At 62.3% G+C, this 19,873-nt stretch carries 18 protein-coding genes, 1 tRNA gene and 1 pseudogene; 8 read left to right on the top strand and 12 right to left on the bottom strand.

Annotation, left to right across the window (positions count from 1 at the left end; translation table 11 throughout):
* Nucleotides 1–148: 148 nt before the first annotated feature.
* The 3 genes from MQW79_RS09130 to MQW79_RS09120 all read left to right on the top strand — a co-directional run bounded on the left by MQW79_RS09130 (nucleotide 149) and on the right by MQW79_RS09120 (nucleotide 3,283).
* Nucleotides 149–1,591, top strand: a complete 1,443-nt coding sequence (locus MQW79_RS09130) for an FAD-dependent oxidoreductase (protein ID WP_476588121.1) — start codon at nucleotides 149–151, stop codon at nucleotides 1,589–1,591.
* A gap of 63 nt (nucleotides 1,592–1,654) precedes the next feature.
* A complete protein-coding gene (locus MQW79_RS09125) occupies nucleotides 1,655–3,082 on the top strand; it encodes a sensor histidine kinase (protein ID WP_476588120.1) in 1,428 nt (475 codons plus the stop codon).
* Nucleotides 3,083–3,206: 124 nt separating this feature from the next.
* Nucleotides 3,207–3,283, top strand: a tRNA-Arg gene (locus tag MQW79_RS09120).
* Between the two features lie 502 nt (nucleotides 3,284–3,785).
* Here MQW79_RS09120 and MQW79_RS09115 read toward each other — a convergent pair.
* Both MQW79_RS09115 and MQW79_RS09110 read right to left on the bottom strand, forming a co-directional pair.
* Nucleotides 3,786–3,992 (bottom strand): annotated as a pseudogene (locus MQW79_RS09115) (recombinase zinc ribbon domain-containing protein); the annotation flags it as partial.
* Nucleotides 3,989–4,375, bottom strand: coding sequence for a recombinase family protein (locus MQW79_RS09110; protein ID WP_476588119.1), 387 nt, complete (start codon nucleotides 4,373–4,375; stop codon nucleotides 3,989–3,991). The gene MQW79_RS09110 and the pseudogene MQW79_RS09115, both read right to left, overlap by 4 nt.
* 276 nt (nucleotides 4,376–4,651) lie before the next feature.
* Here MQW79_RS09110 and MQW79_RS09105 point away from each other — a divergent pair, with 276 nt between their 5' ends.
* The 3 genes from MQW79_RS09105 (at nucleotide 4,652) to MQW79_RS09095 (ending at nucleotide 7,988) form a co-directional block, all read left to right on the top strand.
* Nucleotides 4,652–5,497, top strand: coding sequence for a sugar phosphate isomerase/epimerase family protein (locus MQW79_RS09105; RefSeq protein WP_476588118.1), 846 nt, complete (start codon nucleotides 4,652–4,654; stop codon nucleotides 5,495–5,497).
* A gap of 94 nt (nucleotides 5,498–5,591) precedes the next feature.
* Entirely contained in the window at nucleotides 5,592–6,770 is a 1,179-nt protein-coding gene (locus MQW79_RS09100) for an AraC family transcriptional regulator (RefSeq protein WP_476588117.1), read from the top strand.
* A gap of 105 nt (nucleotides 6,771–6,875) precedes the next feature.
* A complete protein-coding gene (locus MQW79_RS09095) occupies nucleotides 6,876–7,988 on the top strand; it encodes a Gfo/Idh/MocA family protein (RefSeq protein WP_476588116.1) in 1,113 nt (370 codons plus the stop codon).
* Nucleotides 7,989–8,000: 12 nt separating this feature from the next.
* Here MQW79_RS09095 and MQW79_RS09090 read toward each other — a convergent pair whose 3' ends face one another.
* From MQW79_RS09090 to MQW79_RS09080, 3 genes are read right to left on the bottom strand one after another with little or no spacing between them, the layout of a single operon-like run.
* Nucleotides 8,001–8,822, bottom strand: coding sequence for an alpha/beta hydrolase (locus tag MQW79_RS09090; RefSeq protein WP_476588115.1), 822 nt, complete (start codon nucleotides 8,820–8,822; stop codon nucleotides 8,001–8,003).
* Between the two features lie 10 nt (nucleotides 8,823–8,832).
* Nucleotides 8,833–10,290 carry an NAD-dependent succinate-semialdehyde dehydrogenase gene (locus MQW79_RS09085; RefSeq protein WP_476588114.1) on the bottom strand — a complete coding sequence of 486 codons (1,458 nt, stop codon included), beginning with the start codon at nucleotides 10,288–10,290 and terminating at the stop codon, nucleotides 8,833–8,835.
* Nucleotides 10,291–10,304: 14 nt separating this feature from the next.
* Nucleotides 10,305–11,525: an iron-containing alcohol dehydrogenase gene (locus MQW79_RS09080; RefSeq protein WP_476588113.1), complete on the bottom strand. Its 1,221-nt coding sequence runs from the start codon at nucleotides 11,523–11,525 to the stop codon at nucleotides 10,305–10,307.
* 118 nt (nucleotides 11,526–11,643) lie between these two features.
* On the opposite strand from MQW79_RS09080, the gene MQW79_RS09075 reads away from it, so the two are divergent.
* Together MQW79_RS09075 and MQW79_RS09070 are read left to right on the top strand one after the other, a co-directional pair.
* Nucleotides 11,644–12,336, top strand: a complete 693-nt coding sequence (locus MQW79_RS09075) for a GntR family transcriptional regulator (protein ID WP_476588112.1) — start codon at nucleotides 11,644–11,646, stop codon at nucleotides 12,334–12,336.
* Nucleotides 12,337–12,413: 77 nt separating this feature from the next.
* The gene (locus tag MQW79_RS09070; RefSeq protein WP_476588111.1) at nucleotides 12,414–13,004 is read left to right on the top strand and encodes a DJ-1/PfpI family protein; all 591 of its coding nucleotides are present in this window, start codon (nucleotides 12,414–12,416) and stop codon (nucleotides 13,002–13,004) included.
* Between the two features lie 127 nt (nucleotides 13,005–13,131).
* On the opposite strand, the gene MQW79_RS09065 is transcribed toward MQW79_RS09070, so the two are convergent.
* The 7 genes from MQW79_RS09065 to MQW79_RS09035 all read right to left on the bottom strand — a co-directional run bounded on the left by MQW79_RS09065 (nucleotide 13,132) and on the right by MQW79_RS09035 (nucleotide 19,762).
* On the bottom strand, nucleotides 13,132–14,199 hold the full coding sequence (locus MQW79_RS09065) for an ABC transporter ATP-binding protein (RefSeq protein WP_476588110.1): 1,068 nt from the start codon (nucleotides 14,197–14,199) through the stop codon (nucleotides 13,132–13,134).
* Nucleotides 14,199–15,308 carry an ABC transporter ATP-binding protein gene (locus MQW79_RS09060; protein WP_476588109.1) on the bottom strand — a complete coding sequence of 370 codons (1,110 nt, stop codon included), beginning with the start codon at nucleotides 15,306–15,308 and terminating at the stop codon, nucleotides 14,199–14,201. Before MQW79_RS09060 ends, MQW79_RS09065 begins: the two co-directional genes overlap by 1 nt.
* On the bottom strand, nucleotides 15,301–15,498 hold the full coding sequence (locus MQW79_RS09055; protein ID WP_476588108.1) for a hypothetical protein: 198 nt from the start codon (nucleotides 15,496–15,498) through the stop codon (nucleotides 15,301–15,303). Before MQW79_RS09055 ends, MQW79_RS09060 begins: the two co-directional genes overlap by 8 nt.
* 50 nt (nucleotides 15,499–15,548) lie before the next feature.
* Complete coding sequence (locus tag MQW79_RS09050) at nucleotides 15,549–16,508, bottom strand: carbohydrate ABC transporter permease (RefSeq protein ID WP_476588107.1); 960 nt, start codon at nucleotides 16,506–16,508, stop codon at nucleotides 15,549–15,551.
* A 1-nt stretch (nucleotide 16,509) separates the two neighbouring features.
* The gene (locus MQW79_RS09045; protein WP_476588106.1) at nucleotides 16,510–17,412 is read right to left on the bottom strand and encodes a carbohydrate ABC transporter permease; all 903 of its coding nucleotides are present in this window, start codon (nucleotides 17,410–17,412) and stop codon (nucleotides 16,510–16,512) included.
* A 60-nt stretch (nucleotides 17,413–17,472) separates the two neighbouring features.
* Nucleotides 17,473–18,786 carry an ABC transporter substrate-binding protein gene (locus MQW79_RS09040; RefSeq protein ID WP_476588105.1) on the bottom strand — a complete coding sequence of 438 codons (1,314 nt, stop codon included), beginning with the start codon at nucleotides 18,784–18,786 and terminating at the stop codon, nucleotides 17,473–17,475.
* A 232-nt stretch (nucleotides 18,787–19,018) separates the two neighbouring features.
* Nucleotides 19,019–19,762 carry a TetR/AcrR family transcriptional regulator gene (locus MQW79_RS09035; protein ID WP_476588103.1) on the bottom strand — a complete coding sequence of 248 codons (744 nt, stop codon included), beginning with the start codon at nucleotides 19,760–19,762 and terminating at the stop codon, nucleotides 19,019–19,021.
* Nucleotides 19,763–19,873: the final 111 nt, after the last annotated feature.

Raw genomic sequence — 19,873 nt, 5'->3', positions numbered from 1 at the left:
GCGGACAGATGCACCGTCTTCCGGTTGGTGGCGTCTATAGGGAAAAGAGTCTCCCAAGTCAACGCGCCTTGGCACCCAGAACACGCGGGCGGGGACAGTTGTCAAGCACGGCTTTCCCCCGCATAAGAGCAGCATTGGTTCAGGCCCCATGGCGGATATGGCTGAGATATCACGACCCGAGCTCTGCATCGTGGGTGCAGGCGCGCTGGGAATAGCACTGGCGCAGCATGCTCGACGGCTCGGCGCTGGCGTTACCCTTGTCGATCGCGGTGCCGCCGAGCCGGGCGATGGGCCGCAGCGGGCCGTGCGAGTTGCCGCGCTGGTTGCCAGCGCTTCCCTCGCACAGGCGATGCGCTCTGGGCCGGCACTGGGCCTGGGCGCCGGCGATCCAAAGATCAGTCTCAAGGCCGTGCAGGAGCGGGCCCGGCAGGTTGCGGCCGAGCGTGCGCCGCTCGACAGCTGGGAGCGCCTGGCCGGCCTCGGAATCGATATTGTGTCCGGGCCCACGCATTTCAGTGATTCCTCTACCCTGGTGGTGGGTGATACAAGCATCAAGGCTGGCGCCTACATTCTGGCGGTCGGCAGCAATGCTGTGGTCCCAACGGTTCCCGGCCTCGACATGACCGACCATTTTACTGTGGACGGATTGCTCGACAATACCCGCAAACTGACGCACCTGCTGGTGATCGGCGCCGATGCGGAAGGGCTTGCTCTGGCCCAGGCCTATGCCCGGCTGGGTTCCGAAGTCACCGTGGTGCCGCAGGGCGACGCGTTGTCGGACTATGACATCGAAACGGCCAGCATCTTGCTGCAGGCCCTGGCCGACGATGGCATACGGGTGCTCGACGGTGCCAGGGTGCGCCATATCCAGCCGCGCTCGCAGGGCATCGGTGCCGCCGTGGACTTGGCCGATGGCGGCGAACTGGCGCTGGATCTTTCACATGTGCTGGTGGCTGACGGTCGCGCGGCGAGCCTTGGTGGGTTAGGATTGGAAGCCGCAGCCATCCGGCCGTTGCGCGGGCAGGTCGGCCGCTACGCTACCGGGACGACGGGACAGACGAGCAACCGCCGGGTGCGGGTCGTGGGAATGGCCGCCGGCATGGAGCAGTGGCAGCACGCGCTCTCGCACGGCCGTTCGGTCGTCGAAACCCTGTTGATCGGCGCGCCACGCCATCGCCCCTCGGCGCAGCCCAAACTCATCCTGACCGAGCCGGCACTGGCCCAGATCGGTCGATTGCCCCCGGATACGACCAAGCTGGCCCCGGGCCACGTGCTGACCCGGTGCGGATTGGGCGAGAATGACATGGCACGGGCGCGTGGCGACACTCGTGGCCTGACCAAGGTGCTTACGGACGCAAAAGGGCGTATTCTGGGAGCCAGTCTGGTGGGGCCAGGTGCCGCAGACATGGCAGGCATGCTCGCTCTGGTCATGGATCGCGGCCTGCCTCTGGACGCGCTGGCCGACGTGCCGCTGCCCCATCCGAGCATGATGGCCAGCATTGTTGCGCTGGGGGAAAACCGCCTGGCCGGGCGCGCCGTATCTTCCTGGGAACGGCGACGCGGGGCCATAAGGCGGCTGGTTGGTTTCTAGAGGGCGCCCTGGCAAAGCAGATTCTGCCTGACGGCGCGCGGCGAACGGCATAGGATTGGGGCAATGAAAGATCAGCCCATCGTCATGACCGGTCGGTTTTCGGGCCTTTCGAGCAAACTGATCGCCACGATTATCGGGGTCATCCTGTTTGTCGAGGTCGTGGTCTATCTGCCCTCGCTCGCCAGTTTCCGCACCAGTTGGCTGGAGGACCGCCTGCGCGTCGGTATCGTCGCCGCGCGTGTGCTCGACGCCGTGCCCGACGTCATGGCGCTGCCGCGCAACCTCACCGACCGCTTGCTCAATTCGGCCGACGCCTATGCCATCGTCTATCGGCGCGAAGGCCAGAGTCAGCTGATCGAATTGACCGATCCGGTCATACCCGACGACGTGGTGACCGCCGACCTGCGCCTCAGCGACCTGCCCACCCAGATCTGGGGCGCGCTCGACACCCTGTTTGCCGGGCCGGGACGGACCTTGCGGGTCGTGGGGGCCGGCGACATGGACGAGAGCCTGGTCGAGCTGTTGATGTCAGAAACCCCGTTGCGGCGCGACATGCTGGATTACTCCCGGTCCATCGCCCTCGTGTCGCTCGGCATCGCGGCCGTGACGGCCTTTGTGCTTTATGTCCTGGTGAGCCGCCTATTCATTGATCCGGTGCTTCGCCTGACCGGCAATATGCTGGCTTTCCGAAAATCGCCGGAAAATGCGGCGCTGATCCTGGCGCCGTCGAGCCGCCGCGACGAGATCGGCATTCTCGAGCGCGAGCTGTCGGCCATGGAAAGCGATCTGTTTTCCATGCTGCGCCAGCGCCGGCACCTGGCCGATCTCGGGCTGGCCGTGGCCAAGATCAACCACGACCTGCGCAACACGCTTGCCTCGGCGCAATTGCTCTCCGACCAGGTGGCGACGCTTGATGATCCAAAGGTCCAGCGTCTGGCGCCGCGCCTTGTCAACACGCTCGACCGGGCCATCGGCTTTGCGCAATCGGTGCTCGATTATGGGCGGGAGACCGCTGCCGTGCCGCGATTCGCGCCGGTTGCGCTGCGATCGGTGGTGGAGGAGGCGGCGTTTGAGGCGCGCGTCGCCGGCAATCCCGCTCTCGAATTCACCAATGCGGTGGACGAGGACCTGATCGTGGACATCGATGCGGGGCAGATGGGGCGCGTGCTGGGCAATCTGCTCAAAAATGCCCGCGAAGCGCTGGAAGCGGCACATGCCGATACCGGCGGACCGGCCATAGAAGTCAGCGCCACGAGCGACGAAAACCAGGTTGTGCTCTCGGTCAGCGATAACGGGCCAGGCCTGCCAGCCCGGGCCCGCGACAAATTGTTCGTGGCTTTTGAAGGCTCGGCGCGACCAGGAGGGACCGGGCTGGGACTGGCCATTGCGCGGGAAATCGTTGAGGCGCACGGAGGTGAGCTGGTTCTGGGCGAACAGAAGCAGGGGACGCGATTTGACATCCTGCTGCCGCGTTATCGGGCTTTGACATGATCCATACACAAAATTCGTCAGGACCCGCTTGCAATGGTCAGGACGCCCATGTATGGGTTGCCCCGCTTCGATCGGAAGCGCCAGACGCACCGATCCAATGAAGCCTGCCGCATAGTCGGCCTGCGCGCCCGTAGCTCAGCTGGATAGAGCACCAGACTACGAATCTGGGGGTCAGGAGTTCGAATCTCTTCGGGCGCGCCATTCCTGTATAAAACTGCGAACACTGTTTGCTGAAAAAGTGCCCTCCGCGATTGAGCGATGGAGGCTGTGGGTGCTGCCCACGACAATGACGCGTTTTTCTCCCACGATAACCCACGGTCCTAAGGTAGTTGCGGCGCAGGACAGGGTCGGCATTCCGCAACTTCTCCTTGAGAGTCCTCGAGAATGCCTCGATTTTTTCGGGATGGAGGTGAGCAACAGGAGCAGCTTGCGCCTCCGCCCGTGCGATTGTGGCGTCGATCTTGGTTTTCTGGGCCCGCAGCTCCTGAATGCGTGCCGAGAGGCTCTCATCGATGCCCAGGTCACCCGTTTCGGCAAGGCGATAGAGGTTGCCGATCGCCGACTCGATCTTTGTGCGCTCCGATCGCAGGGTGGCTAACCGATCATCGACATTGCCAGCGAACGCAGCACGGCGTGCGATTAGCTTATCCAGCAGAATATGGATACGCTCGGGCGGCAGGACGCGCTCCTCCACCGCATCAAGAATGAGACTATCCAGATGCGGCATCGCGATGCGGATGCCCCGGCAGGCGCTGGTGCCCTTTTGCGCCCGGTTCGCACAGGCGTAGTAGGTGTAGACCTTACCGCTCTTGGACGTGCCGGTGGACATGGTCATGCCCCCTCCGCAATGCTCGCAAGTGGCGAGGCCGGTGAGAAGGACCGGACCAGTGACGGCGCGCGGCGGCGTCACCCGCGGGTTGTTATCCACCAGCCTTTGCTGCACCGCCTGGAACTGGCTCTCATCAATAATAGCCGGACCTTGAACTCGACGATCTCGCCCTTGGCGTGCTTGCCCCCGTTAGCGGAATTGCGGATCGAATAGCGGCCTCGGCCGATATAGATCGGATTGGTCAGCAGCTTGTGGAGCGGGCCGACGCCAAACTGTCCGCCCCTACGGGTCTGGTAGCCGCGCTGGTTGAGCCAAGCGGCGATGGCGGTGACGCCAAGTGGTGGGGTGCCGCCTGCAGGATTGCCTCGGAGGTAGAGATCAAAGATCAGCCGGACGAGTTCGGCTTCCACCTCGTCGACGGCCAACACCTTCTTGATCTTAGCGCCACGCTGTTCTGCAGCCACTGCTTTGTACCCAACCGGGGGGGGTGGAGCCGTTCCAGAAGCCCTGCTGCGCGTTCTCGCGCATGGCTCGCGTCACGTTCTTGGCGTTTTCAACCGACGTGTGCACAACCGTCCAACAGTTGTTGATGATGTGGGCCGGCATGGGCGCCCAGCACCCGGTCACAAATCTCATCTTTTTTGCGCGAATACTCATTTACTGCGCGTGCCACGAGCGACAGACAGGAGAAGCAGGGACGCCATTCTGAGCGGCCACCTGTCTAAGCGGGAGGAACGACAGTGAAGATCGGTGCGAACACCTTTATTTGGGCCTCGCCGTTTGCGACTCGCGACTTCGGTCTGATCCCCAAGATCAAATCCATGGGCTTCGACATTGTCGAGGTCGCAGTGGAAGACGCGTCACTGATAGATGTCCCGGAGTTGCGCAAGATTGCCGAGGGCGAAGGGCTGTCCATCACTATCTGCGGCGCCTTTGGCAACACACGCGACATCTCCAGCGATGACCCCGATATCCGTCGCAATGGGGCAGCGTATATTGCGGAGTGTCTTCGACTGACGGAGGCGGCAGGGAGTTCTCTATTTGCCGGGCCGGTTTACTCGGCGGTCGGCAAGACCCGCGTCGTCTCTGCGGAGCAGAAGGCCCGCGAACGGGACTGGTGCGTGAAGACCCTGCGGGATCTGGGCCAGATGGCTTCCGATGCCGGAGTGACCATCGGTATCGAACCGCTCAACCGGTTCGAGACGGACATGATCAATACTGTCGATCAGGCCCTGGCATTGATCAGCGAGGTCGGCCATCCCGCCTATAAGGTGCATATCGACACGTTCCACGCCAATATCGAGGAAAAAAGCATCCCTGACGCCATCCGCCAGGCGGGCAATCTGCTGGGTCACTTCCACGCCTGCGAAAACGACCGTGGCACACCGGGAACCGGGCATGTCGATTGGCACGGTATCCGCGATGCATTGCGGGATGTGGCCTATGCCGGTCCTGTCGTCATCGAGTCCTTCGCGCCCGGGAACGTGGAAATTGCCAAGGCGGCGGCGATCTGGAGACCGCTGGCTGCTTCCCAGGACGATCTGGCGCGCGATGGGGCCCGTTTCCTGCGCCAGCTGCTTGGCTAAGCCCGGCGTGAAACGGGTAGGCATTTGACCCATCCGGCGTATAGTGCGCCGTGCTGGGGCGTCGGCCTCATGCCGGTCGGGGGGCGAGGGAAGCTTGGTCGACGAGATCAGCGTGGCGGTGATTGTCGAGACATCCAACGGCTATGCTCGCGACATCCTTCGCGGCATTCACGACTATGCCCGGTCGCGCCGATGGTCACTGTACCTGACCGAGCATGGCCGACACGAAATCGACGAGTCCTTTGCCGGCGGCTGGCAGTTCGACGGCATCATCGCGCGAATTGAAACGGAAAGCATGGCTCGGATCATCAGCGCCATGGGGGTGCCCACCGTTGATGTCAGTGCAGCGCGGCTAGTCCGCGGCATTCCCTGGGTCGAGACCGACGACGAGGCGATCACGCGCCAGGCGCTTGAGCATCTGCGGGACTGCGGACTGCAGAACTTCGCCTTCTTCGGAGACCCTTTCTACAACTGGTCGATCTGGCGGCAGGAGGCTTTCGAGCGCATCCTGGGCCATTCCGATCCCTCGAGGTCGTCCATCTTCAACCTGCCGGTCCGGACAGAGCCGGCGGTACGCTGGTGGACGCAACGGGAGGCCATTCGGGCCTGGCTCGACAGCCTGCCAAAACCGGTCGGCATCTTTGCCTGCTATGATGGCTGCGGCCAGCAATTGCTGGAAATCTGCCGGTATTACGAGATCAGGGTCCCCGACGAAGTTGCCGTCGTGGGCGTCGACAATGACGAACTGCTGTGCGAGCTCACCACGCCCCCCATGTCCAGCATCGTGCCCAATGCGTTTCGAACCGGGGTCCATGCGGCCAGTGTCCTTGACCGCATGCTGAATGGGGAAATGGTGCCCGCGCACAAGCATTCCATCGCCCCGGTGGGGGTGCGCAAGCGGGTGTCGACGGATGTGCTGGCCGTCACCGACAGGCATGTTGCCGAAGCGGTGGCCTTCATTCGCGAGAACGCGCACAAGAATATCGGGGTCGATGACGTGCTCAGTTGGGTACCGCTTTCGCGCCGGGTTCTCGAGGCCCGCTTCCGCAAGGCGCTCAACCGTTCGCCGCATCAGGAAATCCTGCGCGTCCGGACGAACAGGGCGCGCGAACTCCTGCTCGAGACCGACATGCCCCTGTCCGAGATCAGCGCTGCGCTGGGCATCGAGCATCCGGAATATCTCAGCGTCTTCTTCAAGAAAGAAACCGGCCTCACGCCCCGAGAATATCGCGATCAGGTCCGGGCCCGCTCTGTGCCCAGGAGCCCCGACTGACGGCCGGCCGGTTGCGACCGGGAAATATCTCAAGAATTTTGCGCGAATGCTCATGGTCACGCCCGGCGCGGCGGCAATACTGGCCGCCAGCAAAGGGAGGGGATCATGGACAAGGTGCGCGTAGGGCTGATCGGGCTTGGGTTCGGGGCGGAGTTCATCCCAATCTACCAGGCCCATCCCAGGGCCGAGATTGCCGCGATATGCCAAAGATCAAGGGCCAGCCTTGACGAGATCGGGGACCGGTTTGGCATTGCGACCCGCTATACCGATTATCGCGAAGTATTGGCCGATCCCAATGTGGACTTCGTCCACATCAACAGCCCCATACCGGACCATGCGCCCCAGTCCATCGCGGCCCTCAAGGCCGGCAAGCATGTCATGTGCACCGTGCCGATGGCCACCAGCGTGGAGGAAGCGAAGGAAATCGTCGGCCTGGTTCGGGAGACCGGCCTTAAATACATGATGGCTGAAACCGTGGTCTATAGCCGCGAATACCTGTTCATCAAGGACCTTTACGACAAGGGCGAACTGGGCCGCATCCAATACCTGCAGGCATCACATCCGCAGGACATGGAGGGGTGGCCGGACTACTGGAAGGACATGGTCCCGATGCACTATGCCACCCATGTCGTCAGCCCGCTGCTGGCGCTGGTCGGCGGCATGGCGGAGTATGTCAGCTGTTTCGGCTCGGGCACCGTCAATGACGAGATCGCCCGCCGCTCCGGATCCCGTTTTGCCGTCGAAAGCTGCCATATCAAGATCCGCGATTCCGATGTTGCCGCCCATGTCTGGCGCTTCCTGTGGGACACGGCGCGGCAGTATCGCGAGAGCATAGATGTCTATGGCTCCAGGAAGTCGTTCGAATGGGAACTGATGACCGGAGAACAACCGGTGCTCCACACAGCCAAGCGGCCGGAACCCGAAATCGCCGAGCGGGTCGAGGTACCCGATTTTGCTCATCTGCTGCCCGAGGAAATCCGCAAGTTCACGCGGGCCTTCGTCGATGCGGACCACCTCTCCTTCGTTCAGGGTGGAGGGCATGGCGGGTCACATCCGCATATGGTCAATGAGTTCGTCAATGCGCTGTTGGAAGACCGCGATCCGTTCCCGAATGCGGAACAATCGGCGAATTGGACATCGGTCGGCATCTGTGCCCACCAGTCCGCGCTCAATGGTGGCCAGATCGTTCAGGTGCCCGACTTCGGCAAGCGCCAGTAGCCGTTGCAGGCGCTAGCGTGTGCCGCCCAGCAGCTCTGCAAGGTAGCGGCCAGTCAATGAATAGGGCACGCCCAGGTCACGAACGCTGTCCATGTGGTTACGGTTGACCACGATCCGCTGGGACACCGCCAGCCCCTGGGCGGACAGCTTTCGCGAAAAGCTGTTGGCCTGTTCGTGGAAGGGTGCGGTCTCCTTGGCGCCGACCAGCACGGTGACATTCGTCGCAGCGTCGAACTGCTTGTTCATGGGCGTGAAGGACACAACCTCTTCATTGGTCAGGGCAATCTCGTCCTTGAGGAATGACTTCTGCAGCGGTTTGAGATCATAAAGCCCCCCCAGCAGCAGCGCAGAACGAACCCGACTGGGACCCCGATCCTGCATGAACAGGGTGGTCGCCAGATGTGCGCCCGCTGAATGACCACTGATGGTCAATCGATCCGGGTCGCCGCCATGCCGGTCAATGTTGTCCAGTACCCATTGCTTGGCGCGGCCGACCTGGTCCACCAGGGTTGCCATGCGCACGGACGGCATCAGGACGTAGTCAACGATGACAGCGATGGCGCCAGCGGCGGTGACGGTATCGGCAACCAGCGAATAGTCGTTCTTGGAAAAAGCGCGCCAGTAACCGCCATGGATGAACATGTGGACTGGACGCCCCGTCGCATTGCCCGCCGGAAAAAACAGGTCGAGCTTTTCCGAGGGCCCGTTGCCATAGGCGATATCGGCCTGCATCGGGACCCTGGCGCGCGTAGCGGCACTGCGGGCGACAATGTCGGCGACGATGTCGTCGAAGTTGGCGACATGCCCACGTATTCGAAATGCGTCGGTCTCCATGGCCCTCTTCCTAGAAACTGGTGGCGATGTATTTCGCCTCCATGAACTCAGCGATGCCGTGATGCTGTCCACCTTCGCGCCCAAGTCCACTTTGCTTCACCCCGCCAAATGGAGCGGCTGGGTCAGAGACCAGGCCGCGATTAAGTCCGATCATGCCTGCTTCCACGGCGCCCGCCACGCGCAGGCCCTTCGAGAGGTCACGCGTGTAAATGTAAGCGGCGAGCCCGTATTCGGTGTTGTTCGCCCGCGCGACCACCTCCGCCTCGTCGGCGAAGCGATAGATTGGCGCCACGGGCCCGAAGATCTCCTCGACGGCCATTTCTGCATCGTCGGTGGCATTGGCCAGAACCGTAGGCGGGTAGAAGAAGCCGGGCCGATTGGGCCGCACGCCCCCGGTCACGACCTCAGCGCCCTTGGCAATGGCGTTCTCGACCAAGCGCTCGATTTTTTCCACGGCCTTGCGCGTGATCATCGGCCCGCATTCGGTTTCGGTCGCCGCGCCAGGGCCGACATGCAGGGCCTGCATGCGCTGTGACAGACCAGCAACGAAGGCGTCGTAGATGCCCGATTGCACATAGAGCCGGTTGGCCGCCGTGCAGGCTTCTCCGGCATTGCGCATCTTGGCGACCATCGCGCCATCGAGCGCGGCATCGAGATCCGCATCGTCGAAAACAATGAAGGGTGCGTTGCCGCCCAGTTCCATGGCGCAGGAAATGACGTGCTTGGAAGCCTCCGCCAGCAGCGCGCGGCCCACGCCGGTCGACCCGGTAAAGGACAGCTTGCGCACGCGCGGATCGGCAAGGATGGCCGCGGTCAGCGGACCGGGCGTGGTGGTGGTCAGCACGTTGACGACACCAGGGGGGACGCCTGCCTCCTCGTAAAGCTGCGCCAGCGCATAGGCCGTCAGCGGCGTTTCGGATGCCGGCTTGAGGATGACAGTGCAGCCGGCGGCGAGCGCCGGCGCGATCTTGCGTGTGGCCATGGCGGCCGGAAAATTCCAGGGCGTGATCATCAGGCAGATGCCGATGGGCTGGTAGTCGACGACGATACGATTGGTGCCTGCAGGCGCGGTGCCGAACTCGCCAGTGATGCGCACCGCCTCTTCGGCGTTCCAGCGGAAGAACTCGGCGGCATAGGCCACTTCCCCGCGGGCGTCTCGTAGCGCCTTGCCGTTTTCCAGCGATATGAGAGTGGCGAGCATTTCAGAGCGTTCGGTCATCAGGTCGAAGCACCGACGCAGGATTTCCGATCGCTTGCGGGGCGGTGTATTGCGCCAGCCGGGTGCAGCCTTCGCCGCGGCGGCGACCGCAGCCTCGGCGTCAGCCAGTGTCGCATCCGGCACCGAAGCAAGGACGGTTTCGGTAGAGGGATCGATGACGTCGATTGTCGCTCCGCCACTGGCATTCCGCCATTGCCCGCCTATGTAGAGCCCGCGGGAAGCCGCCTTGAGGTCTGGTGTGGTATTCATGTGCGTTGTTTCCGTCATGCCGCTGCACCCGCCATGTCGCCATCAAAAGCGGCGCGGAGCAGGGTCTTCATGCTCTGCAAATCGATCGGCCGGGCGTTGTTCTTGATGAGGCGATCAATACCGAGGGCCTGTTCGGCAGCCCAATCGAGCTTGTCCTCGGGCAGGCCCAGCCTGGACAGCGTCGGGGCGATGCCGATGGCACCAAACAGGCGCGCAACGGCGTCGACGGCGCCTTGAGACCGCTCTTCTACCGTGCCCCCGTCAATGCCGAGGGCGGTGCCGATTTCGGCCATTTCGGGCAGGCTCGCGGTGCGGTTGTAGGTCATGACGTAGGGCAGCACGCAGGCGACGCCCAAGCCGTGGGCGGTATGAGTGAGGGCGCCAACGGGATATTGTATGGCATGTGCCGCTGCCGTGCCGGCTGTGCCAAAGGCGCAACCGGCCGCCATCGCGGCCAGCATGACATCGGCACGGGCCTCGGCATTGCCACCGTCCTTGACGGAAGCTTCGAGGCTGCGGCCGAGCAGCCGGATGGCCAAGAGGGCATAGTGGTCGGTGAGCGCATTCTTGCCGATGAACACGTGCTGCTGGGCCAATGCGGCGCTTGCGGGCCGGCGCACCGCCGTGAACGCTTCAATGGCGTGCGTAAGCGCATCGGCTCCGGCGATTGCCGTCAACCCAACCGGGCAGGTCAGCGTGAGGTCGGGGTCGCAGATGGCAGCCGTGGCGATCAGATGTGGGCTCGAAATGCCCACCTTGAGTGTCCGCGCGGCGTCCGAAATCACTGCGACGGGCGTCACCTCGGAACCGGTGCCCGCGGTTGTCGGCACGGCAATGATGGGCAGTACCGGGCCGGGAACCTTGAACTCGCCGTAATAGTCGGTCAGCAGCCCGCCATGGGTCAGCAGCAGGGCGGCACACTTGGCCATGTCCAGACAGGAGCCGCCACCTATGCCGATCACCATGTCGGGGGCAAAGCCACGTGCGGCCTCGACACAGGCGGCAACGGTCTCGCTGGGAACGTCGGGCTGAACCGCGTCATGAATCAGCGTCTCGATCCCCGAGGCGCGCAGGTCCGCCATCATCTCGGCGAAGTTGGACGTGGATGCAAAGCGTTCATCGGTGCAGACCAGAGCCCGCCGGCCCGACTTGGCGGCAACCGCGCCCAGCGCATGACGCTGTCCAGTGCCAAACAAGATTTCCCCCGGCAGCCTGAGCACGCCAAACAGCCCCATGACACGGTCCTCCGCCCGACCCGCCCTATTCCCGATATAGGATCGTATAAGATATAGTATTGTCGGCTCGACACCATCCTGCTAGATCATCGGTCATGTCAAGAGGCGAGCCGCAGTCATGAAATCGACGGAGATCAATCAACCAGGCCTGGCACCGGCAGGGTTCTCACGCCCCAGCAGCCTGGCGGGCAATGTCTATGACGCGATCTTTGCGCAGCTCATGTCCCTCAAGATCGCGCCCGGGGCCCGGATTACCGTCGACACACTGGTGCGGGAGTTCAATGTTTCGCACACCCCGATCCGCGAGGCTCTGGGCCGGCTGGAGGGCGAGGGCCTGGTCGTGCGCGCCCACCTCGTGGGCTATCGCGCCGCGCCGCAGGTCAGCCGGGAACGCTTCGACGAGCTCTACGAACTGCGCCTGATGCTGGAGCCGGAAGCGGCGGCCAAGGCGGCGGCACACATGGATGAGGCGGGCCTGAAAGCATTGCAGCAACTCGCCGGGGTCATGGCGGACGACGACGGGGCCGATGAACAGCTGCGATATTCCGATTTCGCGCGGCAGGATGCCGAATTCCACGACAAGATCCTGGAGATGGCCGGCAATGGGCTGATGCGTGATGTCCTGCGCATGCAGCACACGCATTTTCACATCTTTCGCCTGATGTATCACCGGCTGGTGACCGTGGAGGCCCTGGACGAGCACGAGGCCCTGCTGGACGCGTTTCGGCGCGGCGATCCTCAGTTGGCGCGCGAAGCCATGCTTGTTCACATCCAGAATTCGAGGACCCGGCTTCTGCCGGCTTTCGCCTGACCTGACCAGATATGCATCACACCTTGCGATGCACACACTGCGTTTGCCGAATGATCTGAAACAAGGAGGAACAGAGAATGGCTGGCAAGAAGATATTGATGCTGACCGGTGAGTTCACCGAGGAATATGAAATCTTCGTCTATCAGCAGGGCATGATGGCGGTCGGCCATACGGTCCATGTGGTGTGCCCGGACAAGAAAGCCGGCGACCGCATCAAGACATCCCTGCACGACTTCGAGGGCGACCAGACCTATACCGAAAAGCTGGGACACTACGCCGACATCAACAAGACCTTCTCCGAGGCCTTGGCGCAGCTTGACCAGTATGACGCGGTTTATTGTGCCGGCGGGCGCGGGCCGGAATATATCCGGACCGACAAGCGCATCCAGCAGATGGTCAAGCATTTCCACGATACCAAGAAGCCCATTTTCACCATCTGCCATGGCGTGCAGATCCTGATTGCGGTTGATGGTGTGGTGCGCGGCAAGCGGGTGGGCGCGCTGGCCGCCTGTGAGCCGGAAGTCACCTTGGCCGGCGGCACCTATGTCGATCTGTCGCCGACGGACTCGCTGATCGATGGGAACATGGTATCCGCCAAGGGCTGGACGGCACTGGCCGCGTTCATGCGAGATTGCCTCAAGGTTCTCGGCACTGAAATCCGGCACTGACCTTCCACCAGCGACCAACATGTCGTTCGGCTCCCCGGTGGTTTCCATCGGGGAGTTTCATTTGTTCTGAATATTGGCGCAGAGAGCGCGACCGGCCCGCCCGCAGGCGGCGCCGGCCTTTTCGACATCAGCTCGCGTGGCGCAGATTGAGGCCGCTCTGGGCGTCGAAGAGCACCACCTTGTCGGCATTCCAGGAGAAGCGGACCTCGTCGTCGATGGCCAACTGGGTCTGACTTGGCACGGTGGCGTGAACCAGGTTGTCCCCCGAGCGCAGGGTGACAATCTTGGCAACGCCATGGTTTTCTACGTCATGGACGCGTGCCGAAACGGGAGCCCCGGATTCGAGGAACACGTCTTCGGGGCGAATACCGAAGGTGAGCGGCTGCGATGCCGCCATGCCGGCAGCATAGGGCAGACGCTGGCCGCCGGCCATGATCGCCGAACCATCGGCCAGCGTGCCATGGAGCAGGTTCATCGGCGGTGAACCGACGGCCCTGGCCACGAATGTGTTGACCGGATTGTTGTAGATCTCATGCGGGGTGCCGACCTGGACCAGGTGCCCATTGTTGAGCACGCCGATCTTGTCGCCCATGGACATAGCCTCGGTCTGGTCATGCGTGACGAAGAGGAAGGTCGCGCCGAGCTTGACCTGCAGGTTCTTCAGTTCCGTCCGCAAGGCCTCGCGGAGCTTGGCGTCGAGTGCTGAGAGAGGCTCGTCCATCAGGAAGACACGCGGCTGCCGCACGATCGCCCGACCGATCGAGACACGCTGCATCTCCCCGCCCGAGAGGCGGTCGACCTTGCGGTCCAGCAGGTGTTCGATGCGAAGCGTCTTGGCGACACGGGCAATCTGCGCATCGATTTCGGCCTGCCCCACCTTGCGGATGGGCGACTTCAGCGGAAAGGCAAGATTTTCCCGCACCGTGTAGCGCGGATAAAGTGAATATTGCTGGAGCACCAGCGCCACGTCGCGCTCGGCTGCGCCCCATTCCCCCACGTCCTGACCATCGATGAAGATCTGTCCCGCCGTCGGCTTTTCGAGTCCGGCCACCAGACGCAACGTCGTGGTCTTGCCGGCGCCGGTCTGGCCCAAAAGCACGAAGAATTCGCCATTGGCGATTTCGAGATTGAGGTCCTTGAGGGCAGCGTGGTTTCCAAAGGACTTGGAGATGCCCCTGAGTTGAATATGTGCCATCAGAACCTGATCCCCAGCGAACGTCCGGTTTTGGTGTCGAAGAAATGCGCCTGGGCCGGATCGATGCGGACCCAGACCTTCGCGCCCGATCCGGGAACGAAGCCGCTGTTGGTCCGAGCGCGCAGCACGACGTCGCCGGCATCGAGATCGACAATGTCATGCGAGCCGAGCGGCTCGATGATACCGACGGTTACCTCGGCATAGCCTGGCTGCGGGTCACGCGAAAGCAGCACACCCTCGGGACGGACGCCTAGCTTGAGGCCGTTCCGGTCGGCTCCGGCTTCGGCCAGTTTGCCCGACAGGGCCGCCGGGAAGGCGAACTCAGGCCCCGACCCTCCAAGGCGGATGCTGATTTCAGCTGTGTCGCCCATTACGGTCGCGTCGGCGATATTCATCACCGGGCTCCCCACAAACTGCGCAACGAACAGGTTTGCCGGATAGCGGTAAACCTCGTCGGGACTGCCGACCTGCTGGAGCAAGCCCTCATTCATGACCACGATGCGGTCAGCCAGGGACATGGCCTCGACCTGATCATGGGTCACGTAGATGGACGTGGAGCCATTCTCGACATGAAGGCGCTTGAGTTCCACGCGCATGGTTTCGCGCAGCTTGGTATCGAGCGAACCGATCGGCTCGTCGAGCAGGATGGCCTTGGGCCGGCGCACCAGTGAGCGGCCGATGGCCACGCGCTGCATGTCGCCACCGGATAGTGCCGAGGGCCGCCGGTTGAGCAGACCGGTGATCCCCAGTGACGCCGCCACGGACTTGACCGTCGCGTCGACCGAGGCCCGGCTTTCGCGCACTGCACGAAGCGGGAAGGCCATGTTTTCGTAGACCGTCAGATGCGGATAGAGCGCGTAGTTCTGGAACACGAAGGCCACGTCACGCTCGGAAGCATGGATGTTCTGCACCGCTTTGCCATCGATCAGGATTTCGCCCGCGTCGATGTCTTCCAGCCCGGCAATAGCCCGCAGCGTCGTGGTCTTGCCGCAGCCCGATGGCCCGAGGAACACGACGAACTCGCGATCCTTCACCGTCAAGCTCACATCGCGGATCACGTGGACGGGGCCGAAGTGCTTGTCGATATTGCGCAATTGTATTTCAGTCATGTGCACCACCTGAGGCCACGGCCTGGGACACGGAAACCGGTCCGGTGTCGTCCTCGTCCACTGCCGGCTCCGGCGGTGGAATGTGAACGGATACGTTGAACGCGATCAGTCCCACCAGCATCACCAGCACGCTCCAGGCATGCAGGAAGCCGATCCAGGGCTGGCACAGGAATAGGATACCAGCCACCATCAAAGCGATGGATCCAGGACCAAAGTACTTTTTGTTGAACTCTCGGCTGATCATTTGCGAATGGCACCAAAGCTCATCCCGCGCAGCAGATGATTGCGGAGCAGGAAGGTGAAAATGGCGACCGGCAGGAGGAACAGCACAGTTCCGGCCGCGATCACGGTCCAATCCTGCAGGCCGGTACCGACCTGGCTGGGAATGAACGGAGGCGCGGTCTGGGCCCTGCGGTTGGTCAGGATCAGCGCGAACGCATATTCGTTCCACGCCGTGATGAAGCAGAATACCGCCGTCGCCGCGATGCCGGTGGCGGCTTCGGGCAGCACGATCTTGAAGAAGGCCTGCATGCGCGTATAGCCATCGACCAAAGCCGCTTCTTCGTATTCCTTCGGGATCTCGTCGATAAAACCCTTCATCAGCCAGACGGCGAATGAGACGTTGAAGGCGGTGTAGAGGATGATGAGACCGATATGGGTGTCATTGAGCCCGACCGCCCGATACATCAGGAACATCGGAATGGCGACCACGATGGGTGGCAACATTCGGGTCGACAGGATGAAGAACAGAAGATCGGCCTCTCCCTTTACCCTGAAGCGCGAGAAACCGTAGGCAGTGATCGTCCCCATGGACACGGCCAGCAAGGTCGAGGTCACTGCGATGATGAGCGAATTGACGAAACGGTCCGGATAGGCGGAGTAGACCACTTCGCCATTGCCGTCGCGCGACAGCCGCTCGCCGCCGTCGAGGATCAGCTTTTCCCACCAGGGCGCCGCCTCATAGACTTCCGGATCGACCGGCGTGGTCAACTGGGCCCGCTTGGTGAACAGCTTCACGAAAGGCGCAATTGTTGGCTCGAACGACACGGTGGGTGGCACCGACGTCGCCAGGACAAGCGGCTTGAAGGCTGTCGAAGTGATCCAGTAGATCGGCGACAGAAAGATCAGTGTGACGACGATGACGGCTGCGATTGCCAGGCGATTGCCGAGCCGTCCGGCCTTTGTTGAAACGACGGCCATCCTAGCGCTCCTTCGCCTTGTTCAAATACTTGACGTAAATGTTGGTGATGCACAGCACCATGATCAGGATGATGTAGGCCAGGGCCGAGGACGGACCGGTCTGCCACTGCTGGAAGGCCATCTTGTAGAGGCGGGACGAGATCAGCTCAGCCGCCGGCTGGCCGGTCATGACGAAGGCGATGTCGAAGGTCTTGAAGGCCTCCATGGTGCGGAAGATCACAGCGATCAGCAGGATCGGGGCGACCAGTGGCAAGGTGATGCGGAAGAAAGTGTAGAGCTTGCCGGCCCGGTCAATGGACGCCGCTTCATAGAGATGCTTGGGCACGGCAGAGAGACCGGCCAGCGACAGGAGCATGACGAAAGGCGACCACATCCAGATGTCGGTGATGGCCACCGCATAAAGCGCCAGATTGGCATCGCTGAGCCAGGCCACGGGGCCCAGGCGCAGGGCATGGTTGAGAATGCCCCAGGACGGGTCGTAGATCAGCTTCCAGAACAGCCCCACCACGACCGGCGAGAGCATCATCGGCAGCATCAGCAGCGTGGTCAGCAGGCCCTTGAAAGGCAGCGGCCGGTTGAGCAGCAGCGCCAGGCCGAAGCCAACGACGAACTGTCCGGTCACCGAGACGATCACGTACCATAGCGTTGTCGAAAAGGTCCGCCAGATCACCGGGTCGGCGAGAACATCCATATAGTTCTTCAAGCCGACAAAATTGACCTCTGCCTTGCTCGATGCCCGGAAGTCCGTGAAGGAATATCCGAGCGAATAGAGCAACGGAAAGACGTTGAATATGATCAGGAATGCCACCGTGGGAATGACGAAGACGTTCCGGATGGTGGTATCGCTCCATCCACGAGACGCGGCACGTGATTTTGGATCGAGCGTGGTAATGAGAGTGGTCAAAGCCGGGTCCCCCGATGGGCAATGACCGGGGGGAGGTTGCCGATCCCCCCGGCAGATCGCTTACTTGGCGTCGTAGCCAGCCGCCTGCAGGGTCTCAACCCAGGTCGCAGACAGGTTGTCCATGACTGTCTTGGCGTCACCTTCGCCGTTGACCACATAGGGGTAGAAGGCGTCGGCGGCTTCGGTCAGCAGCTCGGCATATTCTGGCAGAGCCCAGAAATCGCGAACCTTGAACATGGTCTGGAAGAAGGCTTCGTTGAACGGCGTCGCGTTGCGGAACTCTTCCGATTCAAGGATGGCGGCGTGGGCCGTGTAGCCACCCAGTTCGGCCCAGCGCTTCTGGGTGTCTTCCTTGACGAACCATTCCAGGAATTTCATCGCCTCTTCCTGGTTCTGGCTGTAGGAGATCAGCGAGATACCCTGACCGCCCAGAGCGGCGAAGTCGTCGCCACGCGGACCGGGCGGGTTGGCAAAGAAGCCCATGTTTGCCGCATGCGGATTGGTGGCTTCGTTGACCAGAGAGGGGAAGAACGCGAAGAAGTTCATGCCCATCGCCACCTGGCCCTGTGCCATGGCGGTGTTGACCTCGGCAAAGAACGAATTGCCCCAGCCCGGAGGGCCGAAGGTGAAGAGCTTGCGATAGTCCTCCAGCGCTTCGATGGACTCCGGCGAGTTGACCAGGCCGGTGACCTGGAAGTCTTCGTAGTCACCAAAGGACCCGCCATAGGCAAAGACGGAGTTCTCGACCCCCATGACGATGGCGTCGCCCTGGTTCTGCGAGTAGATGGCAGCGCCGTAGCGGTTTTCATCGGGACGATGGAAGAATTCAGCAATGTCGATCAGTTGCTTGAAGTCGCTCGGGACAGCCAGGTCGTATCCGTACTTTTCCTTGAAGGCGGCCATTTCGGCCGGGTCTTCGAACCAGTCCTTGCGGTAGGCCCAGCCCAGCGCATCGCCCTCCAGCGGCACCGACCAATAGGTGCCCGACCCGCCCGGATATTCCGAATAGTACTGCATGGTTGCCGGAGCCATGACTTCGGTCAGGTTGTGCTCGTTGATAAAATCGGTCAGGTCCACATAGTGGCCGCCGGTCGAGGCAGCACCCAGGAACTGGCTGTCGCCGACAACCAGGTCATAGGCCGAGCCCTGGGCGTTGAGTTCGGTGAAGAGCTTGGTTTGGAAATCGGGCCACGGCACCGTCTCGACGGTGACGGCCACGCCGGTTTCGGCCTGGTATTCGTTCACCAGTTCCTGCAGATAGCTCGCCGGGTCCCATTCAGCCCACAGGATCGTGAGCTCCTGGGCCTGGACGGCAAAGCCGCCCATGGCCGTCAGGCTGACGCCGGCCAGTAGTCGAACCATAGTCTTGCGCATTTATGATCTCCCTCACATGCACAGTTCTCGCTCGTGAGCCAGCAGAGTGTTCCGCGTCTCACCGGATGCCGATCGATCTGAGCCTCATGCCCCCCCTTGATCGTCATCCCCTCCCTCACTGGGTCGCAGGCTGGCACCGATGTCTCGGACCCTCATGCCTCCCCGTCATCTGCGCTCCAGCATTGGTCAGGCTGCCCCGCCATTGCGGTGCAGGAGCCGCTGTGTGCACAAATTAGTCGCCCGTCTTCCGGACGGGTGTTGCTGACACATCTTGCGTGTGTTCGGCTGTCTTGTTCGCGGTCGACGACTTCACCGCCCCTTCCGCTTCAGCGGCATTGACCAGCGCTTTGGCGGCCCATTGAGCCACGTCCTCCGCCTGGCTTTGGTCGAGCCCCCAGATGTCCTTGAGGACGTTCAGGACCTCGACACCGAACACCAGGGACAGGGCTTGGGCCAGTCGCAGCTGACGATCATGCGGCAGTGTCTCTCCAAGCGGTGCCGTCGCCTGCATCAGCAGGTCCACGCGATGGCCACGCGTAAACTGGGGTTCGCTGCCCAATGTGCCCGCGCGCCTTTGCGCCCATTGTTCGAGCGAGAGCCGCAAGGCAGCCTTGAAGGTGGCCTCGAATTCCTCGATGCGGGGCATCGCTGTCCTGAGCAAATCGGCGACCCGATCTTGGACGCCCGTGCCGCGTGGCGCCCATTGCAGGATCGGACCGATCGCCTCGTCCACAACGGCATGAACCAATGCTGCCTCGCTGGGAAAATAGCGATAGGCAGTCGCTCGAGATACGCCTGCACTCTTGGCCACCCCCGCCACCGAAGGCGTGTGGCCGGATTGCATGAGGTTGACCGCAGTATCGAGCATCAGACGTCGCGTACGCGTCTTCACACCGCTTTCGGCGGCGGTGGGCGCTACATTTCTGGCTCTGGGCGGTTGTGAGACGGTCATATCAATATGATACACGCGTCGCATTTTTAGGCAATTGTCTATTTGCGTGGCTGAACGGCACGACCTTCAGGCGATGAGACTGCTGGGTCGAGGCCGGTTTTTCCGATCATTGCCCAGGTTCGCCTAAGCGTATGG

The organism is Devosia sp. Micro-HW1, from assembly GCF_056341075.1.
Note: the sequence above shows the minus strand (reverse complement) of the source record. Positions and strands in the feature narration are given on the sequence as shown.

Bases quoted from the DNA above. Each gene is read 5' to 3' on its own strand.
- MQW79_RS09130 (WP_476588121.1), top strand. From the start codon at position 149: ATGGCGGATATGGCTGAGATATCACGACCCGAGCTCTGCATCGTGGGT.
- MQW79_RS09125 (WP_476588120.1), top strand. From the start codon at position 1,655: ATGAAAGATCAGCCCATCGTCATGACCGGTCGGTTTTCGGGCCTTTCG.
- MQW79_RS09095 (WP_476588116.1), top strand. From the start codon at position 6,876: ATGGACAAGGTGCGCGTAGGGCTGATCGGGCTTGGGTTCGGGGCGGAG.
- MQW79_RS09090 (WP_476588115.1), bottom strand. From the start codon at position 8,822: ATGGAGACCGACGCATTTCGAATACGTGGGCATGTCGCCAACTTCGAC.
- MQW79_RS09085 (WP_476588114.1), bottom strand. From the start codon at position 10,290: ATGAATACCACACCAGACCTCAAGGCGGCTTCCCGCGGGCTCTACATA.
- MQW79_RS09080 (WP_476588113.1), bottom strand. From the start codon at position 11,525: ATGGGGCTGTTTGGCGTGCTCAGGCTGCCGGGGGAAATCTTGTTTGGC.
- MQW79_RS09075 (WP_476588112.1), top strand. From the start codon at position 11,644: ATGAAATCGACGGAGATCAATCAACCAGGCCTGGCACCGGCAGGGTTC.
- MQW79_RS09070 (WP_476588111.1), top strand. From the start codon at position 12,414: ATGGCTGGCAAGAAGATATTGATGCTGACCGGTGAGTTCACCGAGGAA.
- MQW79_RS09065 (WP_476588110.1), bottom strand. From the start codon at position 14,199: ATGGCACATATTCAACTCAGGGGCATCTCCAAGTCCTTTGGAAACCAC.
- MQW79_RS09060 (WP_476588109.1), bottom strand. From the start codon at position 15,308: ATGACTGAAATACAATTGCGCAATATCGACAAGCACTTCGGCCCCGTC.
- MQW79_RS09055 (WP_476588108.1), bottom strand. From the start codon at position 15,498: ATGGTGGCTGGTATCCTATTCCTGTGCCAGCCCTGGATCGGCTTCCTG.
- MQW79_RS09050 (WP_476588107.1), bottom strand. From the start codon at position 16,508: ATGGCCGTCGTTTCAACAAAGGCCGGACGGCTCGGCAATCGCCTGGCA.
- MQW79_RS09040 (WP_476588105.1), bottom strand. From the start codon at position 18,786: ATGCGCAAGACTATGGTTCGACTACTGGCCGGCGTCAGCCTGACGGCC.
- MQW79_RS09035 (WP_476588103.1), bottom strand. From the start codon at position 19,762: ATGCGACGCGTGTATCATATTGATATGACCGTCTCACAACCGCCCAGA.